This is a genomic window from Lentzea sp. NPDC006480 (assembly GCF_040611995.1).
Taxonomy (GTDB): Bacteria; Actinomycetota; Actinomycetes; order Mycobacteriales; family Pseudonocardiaceae; genus Lentzea.
Genome location: NZ_JBEXPJ010000049.1, coordinates 1 through 23,882, shown reverse-complemented (window position 1 = coordinate 23,882; position 23,882 = coordinate 1). Strand labels below are relative to the sequence as shown.

Annotated in this window: 23 protein-coding genes; 22 read left to right on the top strand and 1 reads right to left on the bottom strand. The window is 69.4% G+C overall.

Annotated elements, in window-relative coordinates; all coding sequences use genetic code 11:
• Position 1: 1 nt before the first annotated feature.
• The 14 genes from ABZX92_RS20915 to ABZX92_RS20850 all read left to right on the top strand — a co-directional run bounded on the left by ABZX92_RS20915 (position 2) and on the right by ABZX92_RS20850 (position 15,666).
• The gene (locus ABZX92_RS20915; protein ID WP_355561702.1) at positions 2 to 1,168 is read left to right on the top strand and encodes a Xaa-Pro peptidase family protein; all 1,167 of its coding nucleotides are present in this window, start codon (positions 2 to 4) and stop codon (positions 1,166 to 1,168) included.
• Entirely contained in the window at positions 1,165 to 2,493 is a 1,329-nt protein-coding gene (locus ABZX92_RS20910) for a DegT/DnrJ/EryC1/StrS family aminotransferase (protein WP_355561699.1), read from the top strand. Before ABZX92_RS20915 ends, ABZX92_RS20910 begins: the two co-directional genes overlap by 4 nt.
• Positions 2,490 to 3,635, top strand: coding sequence for an iron-containing alcohol dehydrogenase (locus tag ABZX92_RS20905; RefSeq protein WP_355561696.1), 1,146 nt, complete (start codon positions 2,490 to 2,492; stop codon positions 3,633 to 3,635). Before ABZX92_RS20910 ends, ABZX92_RS20905 begins: the two co-directional genes overlap by 4 nt.
• Positions 3,635 to 4,588: a transketolase C-terminal domain-containing protein gene (locus tag ABZX92_RS20900; RefSeq protein WP_355561693.1), complete on the top strand. Its 954-nt coding sequence runs from the start codon at positions 3,635 to 3,637 to the stop codon at positions 4,586 to 4,588. Before ABZX92_RS20905 ends, ABZX92_RS20900 begins: the two co-directional genes overlap by 1 nt.
• Positions 4,585 to 5,673: a M20/M25/M40 family metallo-hydrolase gene (locus tag ABZX92_RS20895; protein ID WP_355561690.1), complete on the top strand. Its 1,089-nt coding sequence runs from the start codon at positions 4,585 to 4,587 to the stop codon at positions 5,671 to 5,673. The genes ABZX92_RS20900 and ABZX92_RS20895 overlap by 4 nt, the downstream gene beginning before the upstream one ends.
• Before the next feature lie 80 nt (positions 5,674 to 5,753).
• On the top strand, positions 5,754 to 6,821 hold the full coding sequence (locus ABZX92_RS20890) for a hypothetical protein (RefSeq protein ID WP_355561687.1): 1,068 nt from the start codon (positions 5,754 to 5,756) through the stop codon (positions 6,819 to 6,821).
• A 63-nt stretch (positions 6,822 to 6,884) separates the two neighbouring features.
• On the top strand, positions 6,885 to 8,699 hold the full coding sequence (locus tag ABZX92_RS20885; RefSeq protein WP_355561684.1) for a condensation domain-containing protein: 1,815 nt from the start codon (positions 6,885 to 6,887) through the stop codon (positions 8,697 to 8,699).
• Between the two features lie 13 nt (positions 8,700 to 8,712).
• Positions 8,713 to 9,798: a pyridoxal phosphate-dependent aminotransferase gene (locus tag ABZX92_RS20880; RefSeq protein WP_355561681.1), complete on the top strand. Its 1,086-nt coding sequence runs from the start codon at positions 8,713 to 8,715 to the stop codon at positions 9,796 to 9,798.
• Entirely contained in the window at positions 9,795 to 10,646 is an 852-nt protein-coding gene (locus tag ABZX92_RS20875) for a GNAT family N-acetyltransferase (RefSeq protein WP_355561679.1), read from the top strand. The genes ABZX92_RS20880 and ABZX92_RS20875 overlap by 4 nt, the downstream gene beginning before the upstream one ends.
• 11 nt (positions 10,647 to 10,657) lie before the next feature.
• Positions 10,658 to 12,070, top strand: coding sequence for an AMP-binding protein (locus tag ABZX92_RS20870; RefSeq protein ID WP_355561676.1), 1,413 nt, complete (start codon positions 10,658 to 10,660; stop codon positions 12,068 to 12,070).
• Positions 12,064 to 12,879: a transketolase gene (locus ABZX92_RS20865; RefSeq protein WP_355561674.1), complete on the top strand. Its 816-nt coding sequence runs from the start codon at positions 12,064 to 12,066 to the stop codon at positions 12,877 to 12,879. Before ABZX92_RS20870 ends, ABZX92_RS20865 begins: the two co-directional genes overlap by 7 nt.
• Entirely contained in the window at positions 12,876 to 13,838 is a 963-nt protein-coding gene (locus ABZX92_RS20860) for a transketolase C-terminal domain-containing protein (protein WP_355561671.1), read from the top strand. The genes ABZX92_RS20865 and ABZX92_RS20860 overlap by 4 nt, the downstream gene beginning before the upstream one ends.
• Positions 13,826 to 14,551 carry a hypothetical protein gene (locus ABZX92_RS20855; RefSeq protein WP_355561668.1) on the top strand — a complete coding sequence of 242 codons (726 nt, stop codon included), beginning with the start codon at positions 13,826 to 13,828 and terminating at the stop codon, positions 14,549 to 14,551. Before ABZX92_RS20860 ends, ABZX92_RS20855 begins: the two co-directional genes overlap by 13 nt.
• Complete coding sequence (locus ABZX92_RS20850) at positions 14,548 to 15,666, top strand: iron-containing alcohol dehydrogenase (protein WP_355561666.1); 1,119 nt, start codon at positions 14,548 to 14,550, stop codon at positions 15,664 to 15,666. Before ABZX92_RS20855 ends, ABZX92_RS20850 begins: the two co-directional genes overlap by 4 nt.
• Before the next feature lie 47 nt (positions 15,667 to 15,713).
• Here the strand turns inward: ABZX92_RS20850 and ABZX92_RS20845 are convergent, their stop codons facing one another.
• Complete coding sequence (locus tag ABZX92_RS20845) at positions 15,714 to 17,141, bottom strand: MFS transporter (RefSeq protein WP_355561663.1); 1,428 nt, start codon at positions 17,139 to 17,141, stop codon at positions 15,714 to 15,716.
• A gap of 153 nt (positions 17,142 to 17,294) precedes the next feature.
• On the opposite strand from ABZX92_RS20845, the gene ABZX92_RS20840 reads away from it, so the two are divergent.
• From ABZX92_RS20840 to ABZX92_RS20805, 8 genes are all read left to right on the top strand, one after another.
• Positions 17,295 to 18,233 carry a LysR family transcriptional regulator gene (locus ABZX92_RS20840; protein ID WP_355561660.1) on the top strand — a complete coding sequence of 313 codons (939 nt, stop codon included), beginning with the start codon at positions 17,295 to 17,297 and terminating at the stop codon, positions 18,231 to 18,233.
• Positions 18,234 to 18,257: 24 nt separating this feature from the next.
• On the top strand, positions 18,258 to 18,926 hold the full coding sequence (gene nthB, locus ABZX92_RS20835) for a nitrile hydratase subunit beta (protein ID WP_355561658.1): 669 nt from the start codon (positions 18,258 to 18,260) through the stop codon (positions 18,924 to 18,926).
• 16 nt (positions 18,927 to 18,942) lie between these two features.
• On the top strand, positions 18,943 to 19,518 hold the full coding sequence (nthA, locus tag ABZX92_RS20830) for a nitrile hydratase subunit alpha (protein ID WP_355561655.1): 576 nt from the start codon (positions 18,943 to 18,945) through the stop codon (positions 19,516 to 19,518).
• The gene (locus ABZX92_RS20825; RefSeq protein WP_355561652.1) at positions 19,515 to 19,811 is read left to right on the top strand and encodes a nitrile hydratase accessory protein; all 297 of its coding nucleotides are present in this window, start codon (positions 19,515 to 19,517) and stop codon (positions 19,809 to 19,811) included. Before nthA ends, ABZX92_RS20825 begins: the two co-directional genes overlap by 4 nt.
• Before the next feature lie 117 nt (positions 19,812 to 19,928).
• Positions 19,929 to 20,141: an MbtH family NRPS accessory protein gene (locus tag ABZX92_RS20820; RefSeq protein WP_355561649.1), complete on the top strand. Its 213-nt coding sequence runs from the start codon at positions 19,929 to 19,931 to the stop codon at positions 20,139 to 20,141.
• A gap of 3 nt (positions 20,142 to 20,144) precedes the next feature.
• Entirely contained in the window at positions 20,145 to 20,852 is a 708-nt protein-coding gene (locus tag ABZX92_RS20815; protein ID WP_355561646.1) for a thioesterase domain-containing protein, read from the top strand.
• Positions 20,853 to 20,862: 10 nt separating this feature from the next.
• On the top strand, positions 20,863 to 22,620 hold the full coding sequence (locus ABZX92_RS20810; protein ID WP_355561644.1) for a non-ribosomal peptide synthetase: 1,758 nt from the start codon (positions 20,863 to 20,865) through the stop codon (positions 22,618 to 22,620).
• Positions 22,617 to 23,816 (top strand): cytochrome P450, encoded by a 1,200-nt coding sequence (locus ABZX92_RS20805; protein WP_355561641.1) that lies wholly within the window; start codon positions 22,617 to 22,619, stop codon positions 23,814 to 23,816. Before ABZX92_RS20810 ends, ABZX92_RS20805 begins: the two co-directional genes overlap by 4 nt.
• Positions 23,817 to 23,882: the final 66 nt, after the last annotated feature.

The following is a 23,882-nucleotide window of genomic DNA, read 5'->3' as shown; positions in this document are numbered from 1 at the left end:
CATGCGCGACAACGACAACCTGGCGTTCTCCCTTCCCGAGTACCGGGAACGACTCGACGCCGTGCGGAAGGGAATGGCCGAGCGGGGTGTCGACATCGCCCTGGTCAGCGTCCCGGAGAACATCTACTACCTCACCGGCTACACCACGCTGGGCTACTACATGTACCAGGTGCTGATGGTGCCGGTGGACGACGAGCCGCTCCTGCTGACCTACCGCGAGGAGCGCATCAACGTCGAACGCCTGTCGTGGCTCGACCGGCACGTCGACTACACCGTGACCGACGACCCGGTGCAGGTCACCGTGGACACCGTGCGCGGCCTCGGGGTCGCGGGCAAGACGCTGTCCATTGAGGAGGGTGGCTACTTCTTCCCGATCCGCACCTACCGCAGGCTGATGGAGTCTCTCGGTGACGTGCGGTGGGTCGACGGCACCGGGCTCGTGGAGTCCGCCCGGCTGGTGAAGTCCGACGCCGAGCTGGGGTTCATCCGGCAGGCCGCTGATGCCGCCATGGCCGGCATGGTCGACGCACTCGCCGAGGCGCGACCGGGCAAGACCGAGAACGACGTGGCCGCCGCCGTGTACGCCGCGACGTTGCGGCACGGCAGCGAGTACCCCGGCAGCCCGCCGTACGTCATCAGCGGCGAACGGTCCGGCCTGCCGCACGGCACGTGGGAAGGTCGCTCGTTGCGCGACGGCGACATCGTGTTCCTGGAGTTTTCGGGCTGTGTCAAGCGGTACAGCGCGGCGAACATGCGCACCGGGTTCATCGGCACGCCTCCGCCGTCGGTGACCGGGCGGGCCACGGCCGTGATCGACGCGCTGGAGACGGCGATCGCCACGATCCGCCCCGGCGCGACGTCCGGTGAGGTGGACGCGGCCGCGCGCAAGGCGATCCTGGCGCACGGGTTCGGCGACCACACGCACGAGACCGGCTACTCGATCGGCGTGTGCTACCCGCCCGGCTGGAACGAGAGCCACATCATGAACCTGCACCCCGGCGACGAGACCGTGTTGCGCCCCAACATGGTGTTCCACCTGGTGCCGTCGCTGATCGTGCCGGAGCTGAACGGGCACGTCGGGTTCAGCGAGACCGTCGTCGTCACGGAGACCGGCTGCGAGGTGCTGACGGACAGGCGGGTGCCGCGCGAGCTGCAGGTGCTGTCGTGACCGCGCTCGCCGTGCTCGGTGGCGCTCCAGCCGTGCCAGAGGGCGTCGACGAGAGCCGCTGGCCGATCGTGGAGGACGCCGACGTCCGTGCTGTCACCGACACGTTGCTGAGCGGGAAGCTGAGCTGGCTCAACGACACCAGGGTTCCCGAGCTGGAACGCAAGTGGGCTTCCCACGTCGGCGCTGAGCACTGCATCGCGGTCAACAGCGGCACGGCGGCACTGCACGCTGCGGTGGCCGCCGCGGGTGTTGGTCCTGGTGACGAGGTGCTGGTGCCCGCGCTGAGCTTCCTCGCGTCCGCCACCTGCGTGCTGCACCACCAGGGCGTTCCGGTGTTCGTCGACGTCTCGCCGGACACGTTCACGATCGATCCCTCGCTGCTGGAGGAGAAGCTCACCGATCGGACGAAGGCGATCATCGCCGTGCACCTGCACGGCCTGCCTGCCGACATGGACCCGATCAACTCGTTCGCGCGCAAGCACGGACTGGTCGTCATCGAGGACGCCGCACAGGCGCACGCCGCCACTTATCGCGGCCGTCGCACGGGCTCGTTGGGCGACCTGGCCGCGTTCAGCATCATGGCGGGCAAGAACCTCGCCACGGCGGGCGAAGGCGGTCTGCTGACCACGTCGTCGGCGGAGCTGCGCAACCGGGCGGACGCCGTGAAGATGTTCGGCGAGACGATCGGCCCGAACGGCGACCGCGACTACAACGCGCACACGATGGGCTGGAACTACCGGCTCAGCGGGATCGTCGCCGCGTTCACCAGCACCCAGATCGACCGCTTGGACACCTACACCGCGCAGGTGCAGGAGGGCGCGCGGACGCTCGCGAAGGCGCTCGACGACGTGCCTGGTGTGCGTGCTCCTTTTGTGCCGGACGACCGCACGCATGTGTATCACCACTTCCGGGTGCTGTTCGACGGTTCGGTCGCAGGGTTGCCGAATGGCCTGTTCCGCCAAGCGGTGCAGGACGCGTTGCTGGCCGAGGGCATCGAAGTCATGTCGTACCAGACCCGGCCGCTGCCAGGGCAGACGTTGTTCCAGCAGAAGACCGGCTACGGCCAGGGGTGCCCGTGGACGTGCGGCAAGACCTCGCGCGACCAGTCGTACCGGCAGGAGGACTACCCGGCGACGCTGGAGGTCATCCGTTCGTCGCTGGTGGTCGGCAAACGGCTGTGCATGGCGTCCTTGCGCGACCCGGACTCGGTCGAGCGGTACCGCGACGCGTTCACGAAAGTCCTCTCCAACATCGACGAGCTGCGCGCGTACGCGTCGACGATCGACTACGTCGAGCCGTGGCAGCGGGAAAGCAGGTTGTGGTGAACTTCTTCCACCTCGTGCCGCAGATCCACTACGGACCGGGCGCGGCCGCGGCTGCCGGTGAGGCGTTGCGCTCGCTGGGAGTCGGTCACGTGCTCGTGGTGACCGACCAGGGCGTGCTGGACGCGGGCGTGATCGACCCGGTGCTGAAGTCGGTGAAGGACGCCGGCGTGTCCTACACGGTGTTCTCCGATCTGCGCACCAACCCGACCGAGGAGCACGTCGCCGGGGCCGCGTACATGTATCGCACCCTGGGCTGTGACGGCATTCTGGGCGTGGGCGGCGGTAGTTCGCTGGACGTGGCCAAGTCCGCGGCCGTGATCGTCGCCGACGGCGGCTGCATCACGTCCTATGAGGACGGTGCCCGCGAGGTGACCGGAACGCCTCCACCTCTGGTTCAGGTGCCCACCACCGCGGGCACCGGCAGCGAGGTCGTGGCGGGCGCGATCATCACCGACAGCAGCCGGGCGTTCAAGATGCACGTCGTCGCGACGCCCGCGCAGGTCGCGTTGTGCGACCCCCGGTTGACCCTGACGCTGCCCGCCGGTCCGACCGCTGCTTCGGGTGTGGACGCCCTGGCACATGCGATCGGCGCGTACACGTCGGTGGAGTCGCAGCCGCTCGCGGACGCGATGGCGTTGCAGGCGATCTCGACGATCAGCCGCTGGCTGCCAGAAGCCGTTGCGAACGGCGACGACCTGCGTGCGCGCGACCAGATGATGACCGGGGCGCTGACCGCGGGCATCTCGATGAAGGGTGGGGGTGCGGCGGATCACGCGTTCGCACACGCCGTGAATGCGCTCTTCGACGTCCACCACGGAGTTGGTGTGGCGTTGTTCCTGGCCGACGCGATGGAGCACAACCTGCCGCACATGCCCGACCGGTTCGCGGACATCGCGCGCGCTTTGGGTGTGCGGTCCTCCGGCGATTCGACGGCTGTGGGCCGAGCGGGCATCGAGTTCGTGCGCTCACTGGTCGCCTCGCTGCCCATCCCGACGCTGGCGCAGGTCGGCGTCACCGAAGAGCACCTGCCCGCTCTCGTGGAGAAGGTGCAGGCCGACGGGTTTCACTTGGGCCTCAATCCTGTTCCCGTCACCGTCGACGACACGCGGCGCATTCTGCGCGCCGCGCTTGCGAGGTCGTGATGTCACTCGACACCTGGGTTTCCGAGCACGGCACCTCCAGCCGGACCACCTGCCGCGTGGCGCAGCTCGACCTGGCCCGTGCCGACGAACGCGTGTACTCCCTGGAGAACGACCTGGGGTTGCCGTCGGTGCCGTTCGGATCCGAGTTCCCGGACCGCTACAAGCAGATCGGCATCGCCGAGGCGAACCTGCTCGGTGTCGCGGCCGGTCTCTCGCGGTCCGGCCGGATCCCGTACGTGAACACGTTCGCCGTCTTCGCGTCGATGCGGGCGTGCGAGCAGATGCGGGTGGACCTGTCGTACCCGAAGGCGAACGTCAAGGTCATCGGCTACTACACGGGACTGTCCGGTGGTTTCGCCGGCCCGACACATCACTGCACCGAGGACATCGCGGTGACGACGGCGTTGCCGGGCTTCACCGTGCTCTCGCCCGCCGACGCCTACGAGGCCTATCTCGCGACGCAGGCCGCCGCTCAGATCGAGGGGCCGGTGTACCTGCGGGCATCTCGCGGTGACACGCCGATGGTCTACTCGTCGGAGTACTCCTTCGAGATCGGCAAGGCCGTGACGTTGCGGGAGGGGTCGGACGTCACGATCATCGCGACCGGCTGCCTTGTCGTGCCGCGTGCCGTTGAGGTCGCGTCTTTGCTGGCGTCGCGCGGAATCTCGTGCCGCGTGCTGAACATGCACACCTTGAAGCCGCTCGACACCGACGCGGTGGTCGCCGCCGCTCGGGAGACCGGGCTGATCGTGACGTACGAGGACCACAACGCGCTCGGCGGCCTCGGCAGCGCGGTCGCGGGCGTGGTGCTGGAGAACTCGCCGGTGCCGGTCCTGCGGTTCGGCGTGCCGGACGTGTTCTGCACGCGCAGCGACGAGTACGAGCAGATCCTCGACCTGCACGGCCTCGGTGTCCCGGACGTGCACGACGCCATCGTGAGGAGGTTGCGATGAGCCTGTTGCAACAGCTGGTGGAGCTGGAGTCACCGTCCGACGACCACTTCGGCTGTCTGGCGGTGCAGGACGTGCTGGGCGGTCTGCTCTCGGAGGCCGGCGGGCGGATCGAGCGGTCGACCGGATCGACCGGAACGCCGGTCATGGTGGCGCGGTTCGGTGCCCAGAGCTCGCCCGTGTTGTTACTGGGCCACGTCGACACCGTGTGGCCGCGCGGCACCCTGAAGGAGCATCCGTACACCGTTGACAACGGCGTGGCTCGCGGACCCGGTGTGTACGACATGAAGGCCGGGCTTGTGCAGATCGTGACCGCACTGTCCGCTTTGGACTCACCAGACGTGACCGTGCTGCTGAACGCCGACGAGGAGCTCGGCAGTCCCGGTTCGCAAGAGGCGATCATGGCCGAGGCGGCGCGGAGCCGGTGCGCGATGGTGCTGGAGCCGTGCGGTCCGGGTGGTGCGCTGAAGACGCGGCGCAAGGGCATCGGCATGTACACCCTGGAGGTGACCGGCCGCGCCGCCCACCCCGGTCTCGACTTCGCGGGCGGGGTGAACGCCGTCGTCGAGCTGGCGCACCAGGTTGCGGCGCTGGCTGATCTGAGCGACGGTGAGACCACGGTGAACGTCGGCGAGGTCGCTGGCGGAACCGGCCGCAACGTGGTGGCCGCACGGGCTTCGGCGCTGTTCGAGAGCCGTTTCTGGACCGCGGACGAGGGTGCGCGGGTGGATTCGGCCGTGCAGGCACTGCGGTGTGTGGACGCGCGTGCGTCGGTGCGCGTCACCGGTGGCGTGCACAAGGTGCCGATGGAACGCACCGCGGCCGTCGAGGCCCTGGTCGAGCTGGCCGCGGAGTGCGCGGACTGGGAGCTGACCGAGATGGCGGTGGGCGGTGTGAGCGACGGCAACGTCACCGCGGCTGCGGGTGTGCCGACGATCGACGGCCTGGGGGCCGACGGCGGCGGCGCCCACGCAGTCGACGAACACGTCCTCCTGGCCGACATCCCGCGCCGCGCGTCCTGGCTGGCCTCGTTGCTGCACCGCCTGGAAACCACCACCCGCCCGCTGACCGCGAGCGCGCCTCACTGACTCGACGTTGATGAAGGGAGCTTTCTTCAACCTCAGGTTCGGGAAAGCTCCCTTCGTCAACGTCACGGGAGGGGAGAGAAATGGCTGTGATCATCGTTGGTGTACCGGGCGATGAGGTGTTGCGAGAGCGGATGACCACGCTGGCGGAGGCACATCGCCGGCGTGAGGCGTTGTTCGGGGGAGCTCCCGGCGAGGTCGTCGGGCCGGTGCTGGGCGAGGACTGGGTTCCCACACCCCAGGCGTTGGATGCGGCGCTGGACGGGCCGTCGTGGGGCGAGAAGGTGGACGCCAAGCACCGCAAGGCGATCCGCCGCATCCCAGGCGCGATCATCCACTTCCCCCTGGAGGACGGCGGCACGGTCGACACCTTCATCACCGACTGGTCGCCGTTGCCCGGCGCGTGTGCCATCGCGGTGCACCCCGGCCACCCGCTCGCGCGCGGGGAGGGCTTCACCGGCCACTACGCCCGTCATCCGCTGACCGGTGACCTGATCGGCGTCTGGACCGCCGGCTGGGTCCGCCCGGACTTCGGCACCGGCGCGGTGGTGGTCAACCCGGCGCACTCCGAGGCCGACCTGGACTTCGCCCGGCACGCCGGCCTCCCGATCCGCTTCGCCTTGGCTGACAAACCGCCCACCAGCGACCCGGATACCTGGCCACAGCCGCCCGTGATCAAACGGGGCGTGACCCGCGCGGGTCAACCGTTCGACGAGGCCGCCCAAACCTACCTCGAAGAACTGCAGGCACACGGGCACGCCGAGCTGACGTCGTTGGCGCACCTGACCAAGCGGTACCCGAACCCGGAACTGCTCCAGACGCTGCTGACCGACCCGTGCGCCACCATCATCACCACGGCCGACGCGATCCCCAAGGACCTGTTGTGGGCTCGCGTGGCGCTGGCCGGCCTCGACCGCGTGGCCACCCCACGAGTCATCACGGACATCCCCGCCCACAAGCCGCAACAGGTCGAGTCCGCCCTCAGGAGCGTCGCGAGGAAGGAACCCGGCGAACCGGACCACGAGCTGCTGAAAGCCCTGGAAGACGGCGACTTCGCCGCCGCCTTCACCGCATTGAGGTCCACAAAGGACCGAAAGAGCGCGGAGACGGCGGTCAAGGTGCTGTTCGGCGCGGAAATGACTGCGCCATAACCGGTTCCTAACTCCTCGCGGCTAGTTTCGCGTCAACTGAGCCACACCGGCCGAGGAGGAACCGTGAACGATTCCGTCGCCAGGCTCGCCCGGCTCACGCCGGAGCAGCGGGCGCGACTGGTCGCCAAGGCGCGGCAGAGCACACCCGGACGAGAGAACCGGGTCCCGCGCGCCGACCCCGCCGGGCCGATCCCCGCCTCGTTCGCCCAGGAGCAGCTGTGGTTCCTGAGCAGGCTGGTGCCGGGTGTCCCGAACTACAACGTCCCGTTCCGCTTCGCCTTCGACGGGCCGCTCGACGCCGAAGCGCTCACCGGTGCCCTCAACGACGTGATCGAACGGCACGACGCGCTCCGGACGACCCTGGAGGCCACGCCCGACGGCCTGCGGCAGATCGTTCATCCGCACCTCGAAACCGAGCTCGCGCAGACCGACCTCAGCGGGTACGAGGAGCCGGACACGTTGGCGGCCACCAGGCAGTTCGAGCTGGCACGCACGGTGTTCGACCTGGAGAAGGGTCCACTGTGGACCGCAGAGCTGCAGAGGCTCGCTGACCAACGGCACGTGCTCGTCTGGGTCGCGTCGCACACGATCGCCGACGGCGGTTCGATCGGCGTGGTCGTGGAAGAGCTCGCGAAGTGCTACACCGCACGCGTCACCGGCACCGAGGCTCAGCTCGACCCGAACCCGGTGCAGCTCGGCGACTTCGCCACCTGGCAGAAGCAGGAGATCACCGGCGACCGCGCGGAAGAGCTGCTCGGCTACTGGCGGGAGCAGGTGCGCGGCTACGCCGGCCTCGGCTTGTCCTACGACCACCCCAAGCGGCCGGGACTCGACGGGCGCACGATCGCGTTCCAGATCGAGCCGTCCACCGCAGCCAATGCCGACCAACTTGCGAAAAAGCGGAACTCGTCGGTGTTCATGGTGCTGCTGGCCGCCTACCAGGTGCTGCTGATGCGGCTGAGCGGCCGCGACGACATCGCCGTCGCCACCCCGCTCGCCGGCCGCGACCAGCCCGAGTTCGAACGGGTCGCGGGCAGTCTCACCAACACCGTCGTGCTGCGCGCCTCGCTCGCGGACAACCCGGAGTTCGGGCAGTTGGTCGACCAGGTCCGCGACGTCACCTTCGACGCGCTCAAGCACGCGGACCTGCCGTTCGGCAAGCTGGTGGCGGAGCTCAAGCCGGCGCGCAACGGCCAGTCCAACCCGATCACGCAGACCATCTTCAGCTATGGCGGCACGCCGATGATGCGCGGCGTGACGCAGTTCGGCCCGGACGTCCGGATGCGCTGCGACGGGATGTCGAACGGCACCGTGCGGTTCGACTTCGAGCTCGTGCTCGACGAGAAGCTGGAGGGTCTGAGCGCCCGGTTCGAGTACAACGCCGACTGGATCGACCAGGCCAGTGCCGAGCTGATCTGCCAGGCGTATCAGGAGATCCTCGCCGAGGCGGTCAGGCAACCCGAGCAGAAGCTCGACGAGCTGCCGGAGCCGCGACTGCCCGACTGGGAGCCCGAGCAGGACATCCCCGAGCAGGAGCGCAGGAGCATCGAGGACGTGTCGCCGCTGGAGGAACCGCTCGCACAGCTGTGGGCGGCCCGGCTCGAGGTCGAGCAGGTCGGCCGCGACGACGACTTCTTCGTGCTGGGCGGGCATTCGTTCCTCGCCACCGAACTGGTCGCCGACATCAACGCCCACCTCGGTTCCCGGCTCACCGTCCTGGAGCTCTTCCAGACCGGCACGGTCGCGTCGCTCGCGCAGCTGATCGAGGAGATGCCCGCCGAAGCGCCCGATCCCGAGCCCGATCTCGCCGGGACCGTGGAGAGCATGTCCGACGCCGAGGTCGCCGCGGAGCTGCGGCGCCTGCGGTCCCGTGCCTGAAGGAGGCCCTCAGATGTCCGTCCCCGCTTACCGGTCGCAGGAGTGGTTGTTCGACGTGGCGGCCGGCCGGTACGACGTCGACCTCGCGGTCAGCGGCATGGAGGCGCACAGCGTCGAGCCGCTGCTCGCGGAGATGACCACGAAGGCCGGCTACGACGTCGACCGCGGCGCCGGGAAGCTCCGCGAGGTCATCGCCGGGCTCTACCGCGTGCGCCCGGAGAACGTGCTGATCACGCACGGCGCCCAGGAGGCGCTCTACCTGCTCTACGCCGCCCTGCTCGAACCCGGCGACGAGGTCGTCGCGCGCGGTCCCGGCTGGCAGCAGACCCTCGACCTGCCCGCCCGGTTCGGTGCGACCACCAAGACCGTCGACTACGACCTGACCAACGGTGACACCGACGGCGGTGCCAGGACGGCTGCCGCAGTCGGTGAAGACACGCGCATGGTTGTGCTGAACAGCCCGCACAACCCGACCGGGCTCACGTTCGACGACTCGCAGTGGGCGCCGCTGAGCAAGACGAACACGTTGGTGGTCAACGACGAGGAGTACCTGACCGATTTCGAGGACAGCGTCGTGCACCACGTGCCCGGCTCCTGCTCGGTCAGCTCTCTGTCCAAAGTGTACGGATTCCCCGGACTGCGGCTCGGCTGGCTCGTCGGCCCGTCCGACGTGGTCGAGAAGTGCGTGAACTACCGCCGCTACACGACCATCAGCAACTCGCCTCTGCTGGAGGACCTCGGCCTGGCGGTGCTGCGCCGCCGCGAGACCTACCTCGCCGAGTACCGGCAGCGGCTCACCGACGGCTGGCGGGTGTTCCGGGAGTGGGCGTCCGGGCACCCCCAGCTCCAGCCGCTCGAACCGCAGGGCACGCCGTACGTGTGCTGCCGCGTCGATCTGCCCGAGGCGTCGTCCTGGCAGCTCTGCACCGAGCTGCTCGACCGGGAACGGCTGCTGCTCATGCCGGGCGACGTGTTCGGCGCACCCGGCTACGTCCGGATCTCCTACGCCCGGCCGGTCGACCTGCTCACCGACGGCCTCGCGCGGCTCGGCCGGGTCCTGAACGCGTTGTCCGGCCTGGAACTCGCGGAGCTGACATGACGATCACACCGAGCAGCAGCACAGAGGTGGAGAAGATCACCCTCGGCGGCGAGACGATCGTGCTGCGCCGCGTCGACGGCCACGACGAGTACACGGCGTGCGAGGACCTGCAACGCCGCATCTGGGGCGAGGAGGACATCGCCAAGGTGCCGTTGCTGGACATGGTGACGGCCCAGGAGAACGGCGGGTTCGTGCTCGGCGCGTTCACCACCGACGGCGAGCTCGCCGGGTTCGTGTTCTCGTTCCCCGGCGTCACGGAGCACGACGAGGTCAAGCAGTGCTCGGTGCTCGCCGCGGTCGCGCCCGAGTACCAGAACCTCGGCCTCGGCTTCCGGCTCAAGCAGTACCAGGGGCAGCTCGCGGCCCAGCACGGGTTCCGGCTGATCACCTGGACGTTCGACCCGCTCTCCGGGCGCAACGTGGTGTTCAACCTCAACAAGCTCGGCGCGGTCGGCGTCGACTACGTGGTCAACGCGTACGGCGTCGGGCTCGGTCTCAACGCCGGCCTGGAGACCGACCGGTTGCTCGTCGCCTGGCACGTGCCGCACGTGCCCCGGCAGCGCGATCTCGGCGGCGGCACGCCCGTCAACGACATCCGCTTCTCCCGCACCGGACTGCCGGTGCCCGCGTGGTCCACGACCGAGTGCGACGACCACACCGTGCTGCTCAAGGTGCCGTGGGACGTCTACGCCATCAGCTCCCGCGACCGGGAGCTCGCGATCTCCTGGCGGCACACGAGCCGAGACCTGCTCGGCGGCTACCTCGCCCGCGGTTACCGCGCCGTCGGCCTGCGGGTGCACGAGCGCGGCGCACCGCCGACATACGTGTTGCGCCGGGGTGCGTTATGACGCTGGGCCAGATGACTTTGGGGGAGTTGTTCGATGAGGCGGTCGCCCGGTTCGGCGACCGGCCGGTGCTGCTCGGCCCCGACGTGTCCTATGTGGACTACGCGGCCCGGGTCAACGGATGCGCGCAGGTGCTGCGCTCACGAGGTGTGGGCCGGGGAGAAGCGGTCGCCGCGGTGCTGCCGAACTCACCGCTCCTGCTCACGCTGTGGCTCGCGGTCGCGAAGCTCGGGGCGGTGCTGGTGCCGCTGAACCCGGCGTTGCGCGACGCCGAGCTGGAACCGCTGCTCGCGCACTCGGATGCCGTGCTGGTCGTCACGGATCGCCCAGGCCCCTGGCGCGCCATCGGTCCGGGGGAGCTGGACGTGACGGCGCCGGCCGTGCCCGATGTGCGTATCGACCCCGAGGACCCGGTGTGCCTGCTCTACACCTCAGGCACGACCGGGGCGCCCAAGGGCTGCGTGCTCACCCACACCTCGTACACCGCGCCGGCTCCGGCGTTCGTGCTCAGGCTCGGCCTGGACGAGCAGGACCGCCTGCTGGCGTGCCTGCCGTTGTTCCACATGGCCGGGCAGTCGTTCGCGGTGAGCGCGCTGCAGGCGGGTGCGTCGATCGGGGTCGTGCCGAAGTTCAGCGCGTCGGGTTTCTGGGACCAGGTCGCGCGGTTCGACGCGACCGTGTTCCGGCACCTCGGCGAGATGCTCACGCTCGTCCTGCGCAGTCCCATCGAGCCGGGGAAGCACGCTCTGCGGCTGGTCTACGGCGGTGGCGCGCGGCCAGAGGTGGCGCACGCGTTCACCGAGCGGTTCGGCACGACCGTTGTCGAGGGCTACGGGATGAGCGAGACGAACACGGTGCTGTGCGGCGATCCGTACGACCCGCGGCCGGGTTCGATGGGCACGCCGCTGCCGCCCGCCGAAGTGCGGGTGGACGCCCCGGCCGGCGAGGTCGGGGAGATCCAGGTGCGCGGGCCGGGGCTGATGAAGGGCTACCACCGCGATCCGGGGCGAACCCGGGCCGCGTTCGCGCAGTCCTGGCTGCGGACCGGCGACCTGGGCTGGATGGACGACGACGCGCACGTGCACTTCGCCGCGCGCCGCACCGACGTGATCCGCCGGCGGGGCGAGAACGTCGACCCCGGCGAGATCGAGGAAGCGCTCGCCGAACACCCGGACGTGCTGCTGGGCGCCGTGGTCGGCGTGCCGGGTGAACTGTCCGACGAGGACGTTGCCGCGTTCGTCGTGCCACTGCCCGGCGTACGACTGGCCGCCGCGGACGTGCGGACCTGGTGCCGCACCCGCCTGGCGTCGTTCAAGGTGCCGAGCCACGTGCACGTGGTCGACCGGCTGCCGATGACACCCACTTCGAAGATCAACCGGTCCCTGCTGCGGGCGGCCGGTGCACACGGGAGGAACCCGCGATGGTGAACGATCTGGCTGAGAGGGCGCGCACGTTGCGCAAGCACGTCGTGCACCTGGCGGCCGACTCGCCCGGCGCGCACGTCGGTGGCTCGATGTCGGTCGTGGAGATACTGACCACGCTCTACTTCGACGGCGTGCTGCGCGTCGACCCGGCGGATCCGGACCGGCCAGGCCGTGACCGGCTCATCTTCAGCAAGGGCCACTCCAGCGCCGCCTACTACGCCGCGCTCGCCGAGGCGGGCTTCTTCCCGGTGTCCGAACTGGACACCTACAAGAAGACCGGCAGCAGGCTCGCGGGCCACCCGCACACCGGGGTGCCCGGGGTAGAGCTCGCGACCGGCTCGCTCGGCCACGGCCTTCCGGTCGGCGTGGGCCTCGCGATGGCCGCTCAGGCCGACGCCCTGCCGAGCAGGGTGTTCGTGATCGTCGGCGACGGCGAGTGCCAGGAGGGCTCGGTGTGGGAGGCCGCGATGGCCGCCGCGCACTACCGGCTCGACAACCTCGTGGTGATCGTCGACCGCAACGGCATCCAGGAGGACGGCCCGACCGAGGAGATCATGGCGCTGGAGCCGTTCGCGGACAAGTGGCGCGCGTTCGGCTGGGCGACGGTCGAGGTCGACGGGCACGACGTCGGCGAGCTGTCGAACGTCCTGCACGAGCTGCCGCTCACCTGGAGCCGGCCGACCGCGATCATCGCGAAGACGGTGAAGGGCAAGGGTCTGTCGTTCTCCGAGAACACGAACGCCTGGCACTACGGGCATCTCTCGGCCGACCTCAAGGAACAGGCGTTGCAGGAGCTCGGGGGTGCGCGATGACGGCGCTGGCAGATCTCCGCGAGGGACTGCGGTTCGACCCCGCCACGACGACGGCGTTCGAGGCCTGTCGCATGGCACAGCTCGATCTCGCGCTGCAGGACGACCGCGTCGTGTCGGTCGAGGCCGACCTCGGCGACTGCTGGGGCCTGAAGTTCCGCGAGTCGTTGCCGGACCGGTTCCTCGACTTCGGCATCGCAGAGGCGAGCGCCGTGGGTGCCGCGGCCGGGCTGGCGATGGGCGGGAAACGCCCGTTCCTCAACACCTTCGGCACGTTCGCGTTGATGCGCGCGGCCGAACAGGTGCGCCTCGACATCTGCTACCACCGCGCGCCGGTGGTGATCGCGGGCATGTTCACCGGCATCGCGGCTGGGTTCTCCGGTCCGACGCACCACGCGATCGAGGACGTCGCGGTGGCGCGCGCGTTGCCGAACCTCACGGTGATCTCGCCCGCCGACGCGGTGCAGGCCTACGACGCGACCTGCGCGGCGTTCGCGCACAACGCACCGGTGTACCTGCGGCTCGGGGTGGAGCCGGGCCCACAGGTCTACGACGCGCACGAGCCGTTCGAGATCGGCCGCGGACGCGTGCTGCGCCACGGTGATCGGCTCACCGTCGTGACGTGCGGTGTGACAATCGTGCCCGAGGTGCTGAAGGCCGCCGAACGCCTCGGTGACGTCGAGGTGATCGACATGCCGACGATCAAGCCGATCGACCGCGACCTGCTGGTGCGCAGTGCGTCGCGGACCGGCCGGGTCGTCAGCGTCGAGGAGCACTCGACGATCGGCGGGCTGGGCAGCGCGGTCGCCGAGGTGCTCGCCGAGCACGCGCCCGTGCCGTTGCGCCGGATCGGGCTGCCGGACGCGTACGTCAAGGAGATCGGCGACTACGCCGAGCAGCTGCGCGCGTTCGAGCTGGACGCGGCCGGCGTCGAGAGGCAGGTGCGGGCATGGGTGTCCTAGGAATCCTCATGCTGGAGGGCAAGATGGCCGACGTGCCGGGCTGCATGGCGTCGGCGGAGACGTTCGGCTACCCGGTGATCCGGCACGTCGTCGCCGGCTCGCGCACCCCGCGCACCCAGGCCGAGGCTGAGGAGATGCTGCCGCTGTACGTCGAGGCGGCGCACGAGCTGGAGAACAAGGGCGCCACCGTGATCACCGCGAACTGCGGGCTGATCGCGCTGCTGCAGGACGAGCTCAGCGCCGCGGTCACCGTGCCCGTCGTGACCTCCAGCCTCGCGCTGGTGCCGGCGGTCTCGAAGCTGGTCGGGAACCGGCCGGTCGGGGTGCTCACGTTCTTCACCGACGCGGTGGGGGAGCGCAACTTCCGCGCCAGCGGCTGGAGCTCGGACGACTTCCCGGTCGTGCTCGGCGGCGTCGGGGAGCACCGGTCGTGGCTGGAGTTCCTGGAGACCAAGGAGATCACGCCCGCGCTGCGCGAGCAGATGCGCCGCGATCTGCTGTCGGTCGTCGAGGACATGCTGGCACGCGAACCGTCGCTGGGCGCGATCGTGTGCGAGTGCACGATGCTGCCCGCCGTGCTGGACGACGTGCGGGCGAGCTCGTCCGTGCCGATCTTCGACATCCTGACCGCGCTGGACTGGGCGGTCAGCGGTTTCGAACGGCCGGCGGCGGCCGCGTCCAGCCTCGCCGTGTCGGGAGGCAGGGTGCGATGAGACTGCGCCTGCCGCCCAGCGTGCGGTTCGGCGCCGGATCCACCACGCAGCTCCCGGAGGTAGTGCGGGAGTGCGGAATGCGGCGGGCACTCGTGGTCACCGACCACGGCGTGCTCGCCGCTCGCGTTGTGGAGCGGGTGCTGGACGCGCTGGACGTTCCCCGATCCGTCTACGTCTGCGGATCGCCTCGCGCCCCAGAGGTCGCCGGGTGCCGGGATGCGCTGGACGTTCCCCACGCCGCGTTCATCTCGGGGGCGGCCAGTGCCGTCGAGGTGACCGCTTGCCGCGACGCCTTGCCCGGCCACGACGGTGTGATCGCCGTTGGCGGCGGCAGCGTCATCGACGTGGCCAAGGCCGCAATCGCTCTGCACGGCTCCGAGGAGCCACTGGAGTCCCTGTACGGCCTCGAACAGGCGAAGGGACCGGCCCTGCCTCTCGTCGCCGTGCCGACCACACCAGGCAGCGGCGGCGAGGTGTCCTCGCACGCGGTGGTGACGGACGGACACCACAGGCATGCGATCAGCGGTGCCTCGCTGGTTCCCCGCGCGGTGGTCATCGATCCGGACCTGACCACGACTTTGCCGCACTCGGCGATGCTCGCGTGCGCGCTGGACGCGTTGATGCACGGCGCCGAGGCCTATCTCGCACGTGCGGCCACGCCGTTCAGCGACGCGCTGGCGCTGCCCGGGGTCGAGCGCGTAGTCACTTCCTTGCGTTCGGAAGACCGTGGCGAGCTGAGCGCGGGCTGCCTGCAGGCCAACCTCGCCATGGCCCAGGCCAACGCGGGCCTCGTGCACGCGCTCGGATATCCCCTCACCCAGCGGTACGGCATCCCGCACGGGATCGCCAACGTGGTGGTGGCGCCCGCGGTTCTGCGCGCCAGCCGGCACGTGCAGGAACAGCGGGACGCGGACCTGGCGTCGTGCTTCGGCGCCAGCGACTTCGCCGACGGGCTCACCACGCTGCTCGACCAACTCGGTGTGCGGCAGAGCTTCCCGGTGGACGACGCCGATGAGCTCGCCGCAGACGCCTTGAACTACGGGCCAGTCCGAGAGAACTGGCGCTTCGCGGCCACGAAAGACGACATAGCCGCCATGTACCGTTGCGCGGCATAGCGAAAATGCCCGGCATCACCTGCCGGGCATTTTCGCTGTGCGGTGGATCAGACCGGAACGGCGTTCTCCGGCGCCTTCACCTTCTCCATGAAGGCGGCCACCAGGGCGGCTCCGACAGCGAGCACGATCGCCGCCACCACGAACGCGAGCCGATACCCGGACACCGTCGCCTCGTTCTGCGCGACACCGGTGTGCACGGCGTTCGTGGCGTGGTTCAGCGCGATCGTCGTCAGCACCGCGAGGCCGAGCGCACTACCCAGCTGCTGCACCGAGGTCTGCACACCGGAACCGAGTCCGGCGTCCTTGTCGGACAGTTCGTGCAGCGCCGCGTTCTGCAGCGCGGGCAGGCCGATGGCGAGACCGAACGCGAGCACCGCGGTCGCCGGCACCAGCTGGCCCCAGAACGAGCCGGAAGCGTCGATGCGGGCCAGCAGCAACATGCCGGCTGCGGACACCACGAACCCGACGATGATCGCCGTCTTCGGGCCGAATCGCGTCACGAGCTGGGTGGACAGCACCATGCCGGGCACGAACGCGACGCAGAACGGGATGTAGGCGAGCCCGGACTGCAGCGGCGAATAACCCAGCACCTGCTGGACGTACAGCGTGACCAGGAAGAACATCGCGGCCATCGCGCTGGTCAGCAGGATCGTCACGGCGTTGGCCGACACGCGCGTCCGGTTCGCGAAGAACCGCAACGGCATCATCGGATCGTCGGAACGGGCCTCGACGAGCACGAACAGGCCGAGCAGGACGAAACCGGCGACGAACGAGCCCCACACGCCGAAGCTGCCCCAGGGGTGCTCGGCGGCGCGCAGCAGGCCGTTCACGACCAGGATCAGACCACCGGTCACCAGCAGACCGCCGGGGATGTCGAGCTTGCGGCGGACGCCCTTGGCAGGCGCGTCCTGCACCAGCTTGGCGCACAACACCAGAGCGACGATGGCGATGGGAATGTTGATGAAGAACACCCAGCGCCAGCTGGCCAGGTCGACGAGCACACCGGACAGCAGGACACCGACGGTGGCTCCGATGCCGGCCAGACCACCCCAGATGCCGAGCGCCTTGGCGCGCTCCTTGGGTGTGGTGAACATCAGCACGATCAACGCCAGCGCGGCCGGCGACGCGAGCGCCTCACCGACGCCCTGCAGGAAGCGACTGGTGATCAGCATGCCGGACGTCCACGCCGCACCGCTGGCGAGCGACGCGAGCGCGAACACGGACGTGCCGATGACGAAAATCCTCTTGCGGCCCAACAGGTCGGCGAACCGCCCACCGAGCAGCAACAGGCCACCCGCGGTGAGCAGATAACCGTTGACCACCCAGGCGAGACCCGCCTGCGAGGTCCCCAGGTCGTTCCGGATGGACGGCAGGGCGATGTTCACGATCGTGTTGTCGATGACGATCATGAACTGCACCAGCGCCAGCACGGCCAACGCTTGCCACCGGCGAGGATTCGCCTCGGGGGCCGTCACCCTCTCGCGGCTACGTTTCTCCACAGTGGACATTTGGACTCCCGTGGAACAGTCGAAAACGGGTCTATCCCAGGAAACTCCTCGCAGGGTTCCCCGGTCCAACAACAACCACGCCCGGCTTGACAACCAGTGGTTGTTACGCAGGATGGGGGAGTGGAACTGGACCTCGGGCAGGTGCGAGCCTTCGTCACGGCCGCCGAAGAACTGCACTTCGGACGTGCCGCGGAACGCCTGCACGTCAGCCAGCAAGCCCTTTCCAAGCGAGTGGGCAAACTGGAGGATTCACTGTCGGCACGACTTTTCGACCGTTCCACCCAGAAAGTCGAGCTCACCCAGGTGGGCGAACGCTTCCTCCCGTACGCGATCGACGCGCTGGCCGCCGCCGACGCCGCGCTCGCGTCCCTCAAAGAGACCCGGCAGACCGTGCGCGTCGACGTGCTCGACGAACGCCTGGCGCCCATGCAGCTCGTCCGGCACGCCCTGCGCCGGGTGGAGGACCTCCCGATCGAGGTGAGCATGCGGCACGGGCTGCCGAACGCCCTGCCCGCGTTGCACAGCGGAGAGGCCGACGCGGCGTTCGGGCGCGTGCACTCGCTGGCGCCACGGGAGATCGCGGAGCTGGAGCACCAGCTGGTGCTGCTGGAACCGCTGGCGTTGCTGGTGAGCCGCGACCACCCGCTCGCCGCCGCCGACTCGGTCGCCCTGACCTCACTGCGCGATGTTCCGCTGTGGGCGCCGATCGGTGGTGCCGTTGCCGAGTGGGCCGGTTACCTGGAGGAGTTCGCCAGGTCGTGGGCCTTGCGGGTGGACTTCTCCGGCCCGTCGCTCAGCCTCGACCACCTGGTGGACGACGTCGCCGCGCGCCCGGACGTGGCCACGCTGGTGGGCGGCCGGATGCAGCTGCCGCCCACCTCGCGCGCGACCGTCGTCTACCTGACCGATCCGACGCCGGTCTACCCGTGGTCGCTGGCGTGGCTCAAGGGCAGGCGACACCCGTTGCTGGCCACGCTGCTGGATGCGTTCACCGAGGGTTTCACCTGGCCGCGCGATGTGTGGCTGGCCGAGGCGGACCGGACTGGACTGACCGCGTAACCGCCAGCTGCCACGATGGGCCGCATGGACGGTCCACACGACCTGGGCGGAGCCGCGGGCTTCGGGCCCGTGCGGTTCGACCCGGACGAGCCGTTGTTCGCGCACGACTGGGAACGCAAGGTGTTCGGCCTGACGATGGCCACGTCGACGATCGGGCTGTACAACCGCGATGAGAACCGCCATGCCCGCGAACGCATGCCGGTGGAGGACTACCGCTCCACCGGCTACTTCGAGCAGTGGCTGGTGGCGCTGGAGACCAACCTGACCGAGCTCGGCGTGCTGGACGCGGCCGTGTTGCGCGAGCGCGTCGCGGAGTTCCTCGAAGAACCCGACGAGGAGGTGCGAGGCAAGGACAAGCCGGAGCTGTTCGACCTGTTCCGCGACACCCTGGAGTTCGGTGCCTCGCTGGACCGGCCCGCCCCGCCGCCGAAGTACGAGGTGGGCGCCGAGGTGCGCGCTGTTCAGGACGCGAAACCCGGCCACACCAGGCTGCCCGCGTACGTACGAGGGCACGTCGGCATCATCAGGCGGGTCGACCCCGCGTTCGTGCTTCCGGACACCAACGCGCATCACGAGGGCGAGAACCCGGAAAACACCTACAACGTGGGGTTTAGGGCCCAGGACCTCTGGGGTAAAGGGGACCACGAGGTGTGTGTCGACGTCTGGGAGAGCTACCTCGAACCGGTGACGTGACCCTGGGGAGGGATTCGTGTCGGACGACGCGGAGTTGCGCGCTCGGGTCAAAGCCCTGGAGTCGCTGCTCGTCGAACGCGGGCTGATCGGCGCGGACACGGTCGACGACATCGTCGAGGTCTACGAGTCCGAGATCGGCCCGTTGCTGGGGGCGAAGGTCGTCGCGAAGGCCTGGGTGGACCCGGACTTCAAGGAACGCCTGCTGAGCGACGCGACGGCAGCCTGTGCGGAGCTCGGCATCGGAGGCCTGCAGGGCGAGCACCTCGTCGCCGTCGAGAACACCGACACCGTGCACAACGTCGTCGTGTGCACCTTGTGCTCGTGCTATCCGTGGCCGGTGCTCGGCATTCCACCCAACTGGTACAAGAGCCCGGAATATCGCGCGCGCATGGTCGCCGAACCGCGGCAGGTGCTGGCGCAGGACTTCGCGTTGCCACTCGGCGAGGACGTCGAGATCCGGGTGCAGGACTCCAGTGCGGAGATCCGCTACTTCACGGTGCCGCAACGGCCTGCGGGCACCGAGGGCTGGGACGAGGAACGGCTGGCGAGCGTCGTGACGCGCGAGTCGATGGTGGGGGTGGCGGTCCTGTGACCGAGCTTCCCGCGGACGTGCCGCGCAGCAACGGCGAGCTGCTGTTCGAATTCCCCTGGGAGAGCCGGGCTTTCGGCCTCGCCGTCGCGCTGGCCGACTCCGGGGCGTTGGAGTGGGACGACTTCCGCGCCGAACTGGTGAAGGCGATCGGTGAGCGCGATCCGGAGACGCCCTACCGGTACTACGAGTACTGGCTGATCGCGTTGGAGCGGGCACTGGTGTCGGTGGGGGTCCTCGACACCAGTGCCCTATCGGCGTCAGTGCGTTCTCTCATGGACCATCCCGAGCACTGACGCAGGCCGGCCATCACCGTACGAACCGCCAGTTGGGCAACGGTTACGCGCGCTCTCATAACCCCTTCCTAACCCCTGGCGCCTAACTTCGGGCGCCAGGCAGGTTCGGGAGGTCACATGGCACGGGCCGACTGCGGCTTGTTCTTCTTCCGGGTCGTGGTGAACGCGGAGGGCCGGTACAGCATCTGGCCCACTCATCTCACGACGCCCCGGGGATGGCGGCCGACCGGCTTCTCGGGCAGCAGACAGGCCTGCCTGAACCAGGTGGCCGAGCTGTGGCGCGACATGCGCCCCGGCCCTGTGCCGCGAACCCCGACCGGAGCGGAGTGATCGATGGGACGCTGGTTGCTGCTGGAACCCGACGCGGACGCCGCGAAACGGCTGTTCTGCTTCCCGTTCGCCGGCGCGGGCGCGTCCGCGTTCCGCGACTGGCCCGGACGCATCGGCGACATCGAGGTGTGCGCGGTGCAGCTGCCCGGCCGGGAGAACCGGATGCGGGATCCCGCGTACACGAGCTTCGATCAGTTCGCCGAGGACGCCGCGCGAGAGCTCGCGCCGTACCTGGACCGGCCGTTCGCGTTCTTCGGGCACTGCATGGGCGCACTGCTCGCGCACGCCGTCGCGGATCGGCTCGACCACAAGCCGCAGCGGTTGTTCGCGTCGTCCTCGTACGTGCCGTACCTCGGGGTGTCGAAACCGTTCCACCCCAGCATGTCCGACGAGCACCTGGCAGAGGAGCTGCTGGCGATCACCAGGAGACTCGGCGGGCCGATACCGGCGCCCGAGCTGCTGGAGCTGTCGGTCCTGGTGCTGCGCAACGACATCGAGATGTGCGTCGACCACGCGCCACCCGTCCGGCCGCTCAAGTGTCCTGTCACGACGATCGGCTGGGCCGACGACACGATCGTGCCGGCCGGGGACATGGGTGAGTGGGCCGAGTACGGCGACGTGACACACCACGTGCTGAAGGGCGACTTCTTCGACTTCCTCAGCGCCCCGGCGGAACTTCGCGACGTCATCGCACGCGACTTCAAGGAATGAGGCGGGAATCGTGACCAGCAAGACGCTCGTGGAACTTTTCGCGCGCAGTGTGCGGGACCATTCCGGCAGGCCCGCGGTCGCCGACGACGACCAGCAGCTCACCTACGCCGAGCTGGACGCCCGCTCGGACGCGCTGGCGCATCGGCTCGCCGGGCTCGGGGTCGGCAAGGAGGACCGGGTCGCGGTGCACCTGCATCGCGGCGTGGACGTCGTCGTCGCCGTGCTCGGTGTGCTCAAGGCCGGTGCCGCGTACCTGCCGATCGACACGCGGTACGAGAGCGGCCGGCGCGACCACATGATCACGGCCGGTGAAGTGCGGCTGGTGATCACCGAGCCGGACCTCGCGACCGCGCTGCCGGACGTCGAAGTGCTGCACTGGCGCAGTGAACCCGCGGAGCCGTCCGCGGACCCGTTGCCCGGCCCGGAACCGTCCGACGCGGCTTGCGTCCTGTACACCTCCGGGTCGACCGGCCAGCCGAAGGCGATCGTGCTGGAACACCGGCAGATGGTCGCTTTCGCGCTGAACCCGGCGTTGCCCGAGATGAGCCCGGACGACCGCACCGCGCAGGTCGCGAGCATCTCCTTCGACCCGGCCAACTTCGAGATCTGGTGCACGCTCGCGGCGGGTGCCGAGCTCGTGGTGCTGCCGTCAATCCCTGAGCTGCTCGACGGCGACCTCCAGCGCGAGCTGAAGCGCCGCCGGATCACCGTGATGCTGGCTCCTGCCATCGCGATCAACCACGCGGTGAAAGTCGACCGCGACTCGTTCGCACCGCTGCGGGTGCTGCACTCCGGCGGCGACGTGCTGCTGCCGTCGACGTGCCGCGACCTGCTCGCGAGCAAGTTCAGCGGGCGGCTGTTCAACCTGTACGGCCCGGCCGAGACGACGACCGCGTGCACCGCGTACGAGGTCACCGAAGTGCCGGAGGACATGGAGAGCGTGCCGATCGGCAGCGCGTTCGAGGGCTACCACCTGTACGTGCTCGATCCCGGCTTCCACCCGGTGCCGCCTGGTGAACCGGGTGAGCTGTGGGTGGGCGGCGCGGGGGTGAGCCGGGGCTACCTGAACCGTCCCGACCTGACCGCGGAACGGTTCGTGCCCGACCCGTTCGCGGCCGACGGCGGTGCGATGTACCGCACCGGCGACCGTGTGCGCGACAACGACGGTGTGCTGGAGTACCTGGGCCGGTTCGACACCCAGGTCAAGGTCCGCGGCTACCGGGTCGAGCCCGGCGAGGTCGAACGCGCGTTGTGCGCCAACCCGGACGTCCGGGAAGCGGCCGTCATCGCGATGGGCGAGCCGGGGGACAAGCGGCTGGTCGCGTTCCTCGTGCCCGCGGTGGAGTCGTTGTCGCTCAAGGAACTGCGCGAGGACCTGAACCGCCGCGTCGCCGACTTCCTGGTGCCGAGCGAGTTCATCGTGCTGCCCGCCATGCCGACCGACCCGCACGGCAAGCGCGACTGGGAGGATCTGGGCCACACCGCGTCCAGCCGGCTGCGGCAGCGCCCGGACCACGTCGCCCCGCGCACCGAGACCGAGCGGTACCTCGCCGAGCTGTGGGAGCGCCTGCTGATCGTGGAGAACGTCGGTGCCGCCGACGACTTCTTCGTCCTGGGCGGCCACTCGCTGCTGGCTGTTCGGGTGCGTTCGCTGGTGCGCAAGGAGCTGGGGGTGACGCTGCGGCCCCGCGCGGTCTTCGAGAACAGCGTGCTGGGTGAGCTGGCCGAGCTCGTGGACCGCACGCGGGAAGGGGTGATGGTGTCGTGACCACCGCCAGGACCATCGATCTCACCGACACCGACCTGTTCGTGCACGGCGACCCGCACGAGGTGTGGGCTCACCTGCGGGCCAACGAGCCGGTGCACTGGAACCCGTCGCCCGACGGCGGCTTCTGGTCGTTGACGAAGTACGCGGACATCCACGACGTGTACCTGGATCCGTCGACGTTCAGCTCCGAGCAGGGCACCGTCATGGGCGGCTCGTTCGGCAGCGCCCAGGACAGCGCCACCGGTCAGATGCTGATCTGCGCCGACCCGCCGGAGCACCGCCTGCTGCGCCAGCAGGTCAAGCAGGGTTTCGCGGCCAGGATGCTGGAGGTCATCGGCGAGAGCGTGCGGCGGTACGCGAGCAGCGCGCTCGACCGGATCGTGGCGGCCGGAGGTGGCGACTTCGCCGTCGAGGTCGCACCGGAACTGCCGGCGGGCGTGCTCGCGGCGATGTTCGAACTGTCCACGGAGGATGCTCACCACCTGCTCGCACTGACCCGCAACATGATCGGGTCCGAGGACGGCGAGTACCGGGATGGCGAGCTGGCCCTGGTCAGCGCGCAGGTCGAGCTCTTCGACTTCCTGGGCGACCTGGCGGACGAACGCCGGGACCGGCCGGGCGACGACCTGGTCAGCATGTTGCTCAGGTCGTGCGTGAACGGCCGCCCGATGTCCGACGCCGAAATCCTCTACAACAGCCTCAACGTCGTGGTGGGTGGCAACGAGACTACCCCGTACACCGCCTGTGCCGGGGTGGCGGCGTTCGCCGAGTTCCCGGACCAGGCCGACCGCTTCTACGGCGACCCGTCGGTGCTGCCGACCGCGCTGGACGAGATCCTGCGCTGGACCTCGACCAACGCCTATGTGCAGCGCACCGCGACCCGCGACACCGCCATCCGCGACGTCGCGATCGCCAAGGGCGACAAGCTGACCCTGTGGAACGCCTCGGCGAACCGCGACGAGGACGTGTTCGACCAGGCCGACCGCTTCGACGTCACGCGCTCGCCCAACCACCACATCGCGTTCGGTGTCGGCAACCACCGCTGCATCGGTCAGACCGTGGCGCGACAGGAGATCACCATCCTGTTCGAGCTGCTGCGCGACCGGGGTCTGCGGTTCGATCTCGACGGCCCGATCGAGCGGCTGCGGTCGAACTTCATGCTGGGCACCAAGCACATGCCGGTACGAGTGGTCTGAGACAGCGAGAAGGGGCGGCTGCCCCCGGGGGCGCCCCCCAATTTAATAATGTTTTTACCCCCCCCC

What these genes read in the sequence shown, in the direction of transcription:
- ABZX92_RS20870 (WP_355561676.1), top strand. Translation starts at nt 10,658, where the DNA reads ATGACTTTGGGGGAGTTGTTCGATGAGGCGGTCGCCCGGTTCGGCGAC.
- ABZX92_RS20895 (WP_355561690.1), top strand. Translation starts at nt 4,585, where the DNA reads ATGAGCCTGTTGCAACAGCTGGTGGAGCTGGAGTCACCGTCCGACGAC.
- ABZX92_RS20860 (WP_355561671.1), top strand. Translation starts at nt 12,876, where the DNA reads ATGACGGCGCTGGCAGATCTCCGCGAGGGACTGCGGTTCGACCCCGCC.
- ABZX92_RS20875 (WP_355561679.1), top strand. Translation starts at nt 9,795, where the DNA reads ATGACGATCACACCGAGCAGCAGCACAGAGGTGGAGAAGATCACCCTC.
- ABZX92_RS20890 (WP_355561687.1), top strand. Translation starts at nt 5,754, where the DNA reads ATGGCTGTGATCATCGTTGGTGTACCGGGCGATGAGGTGTTGCGAGAG.
- ABZX92_RS20915 (WP_355561702.1), top strand. Translation starts at nt 2, where the DNA reads ATGCGCGACAACGACAACCTGGCGTTCTCCCTTCCCGAGTACCGGGAA.
- ABZX92_RS20855 (WP_355561668.1), top strand. Translation starts at nt 13,826, where the DNA reads ATGGGTGTCCTAGGAATCCTCATGCTGGAGGGCAAGATGGCCGACGTG.
- ABZX92_RS20900 (WP_355561693.1), top strand. Translation starts at nt 3,635, where the DNA reads ATGTCACTCGACACCTGGGTTTCCGAGCACGGCACCTCCAGCCGGACC.
- ABZX92_RS20880 (WP_355561681.1), top strand. Translation starts at nt 8,713, where the DNA reads ATGTCCGTCCCCGCTTACCGGTCGCAGGAGTGGTTGTTCGACGTGGCG.
- nthB (WP_355561658.1), top strand. Translation starts at nt 18,258, where the DNA reads ATGGACGGTCCACACGACCTGGGCGGAGCCGCGGGCTTCGGGCCCGTG.
- ABZX92_RS20850 (WP_355561666.1), top strand. Translation starts at nt 14,548, where the DNA reads ATGAGACTGCGCCTGCCGCCCAGCGTGCGGTTCGGCGCCGGATCCACC.
- ABZX92_RS20865 (WP_355561674.1), top strand. Translation starts at nt 12,064, where the DNA reads ATGGTGAACGATCTGGCTGAGAGGGCGCGCACGTTGCGCAAGCACGTC.
- ABZX92_RS20815 (WP_355561646.1), top strand. Translation starts at nt 20,145, where the DNA reads ATGGGACGCTGGTTGCTGCTGGAACCCGACGCGGACGCCGCGAAACGG.
- ABZX92_RS20820 (WP_355561649.1), top strand. Translation starts at nt 19,929, where the DNA reads ATGGCACGGGCCGACTGCGGCTTGTTCTTCTTCCGGGTCGTGGTGAAC.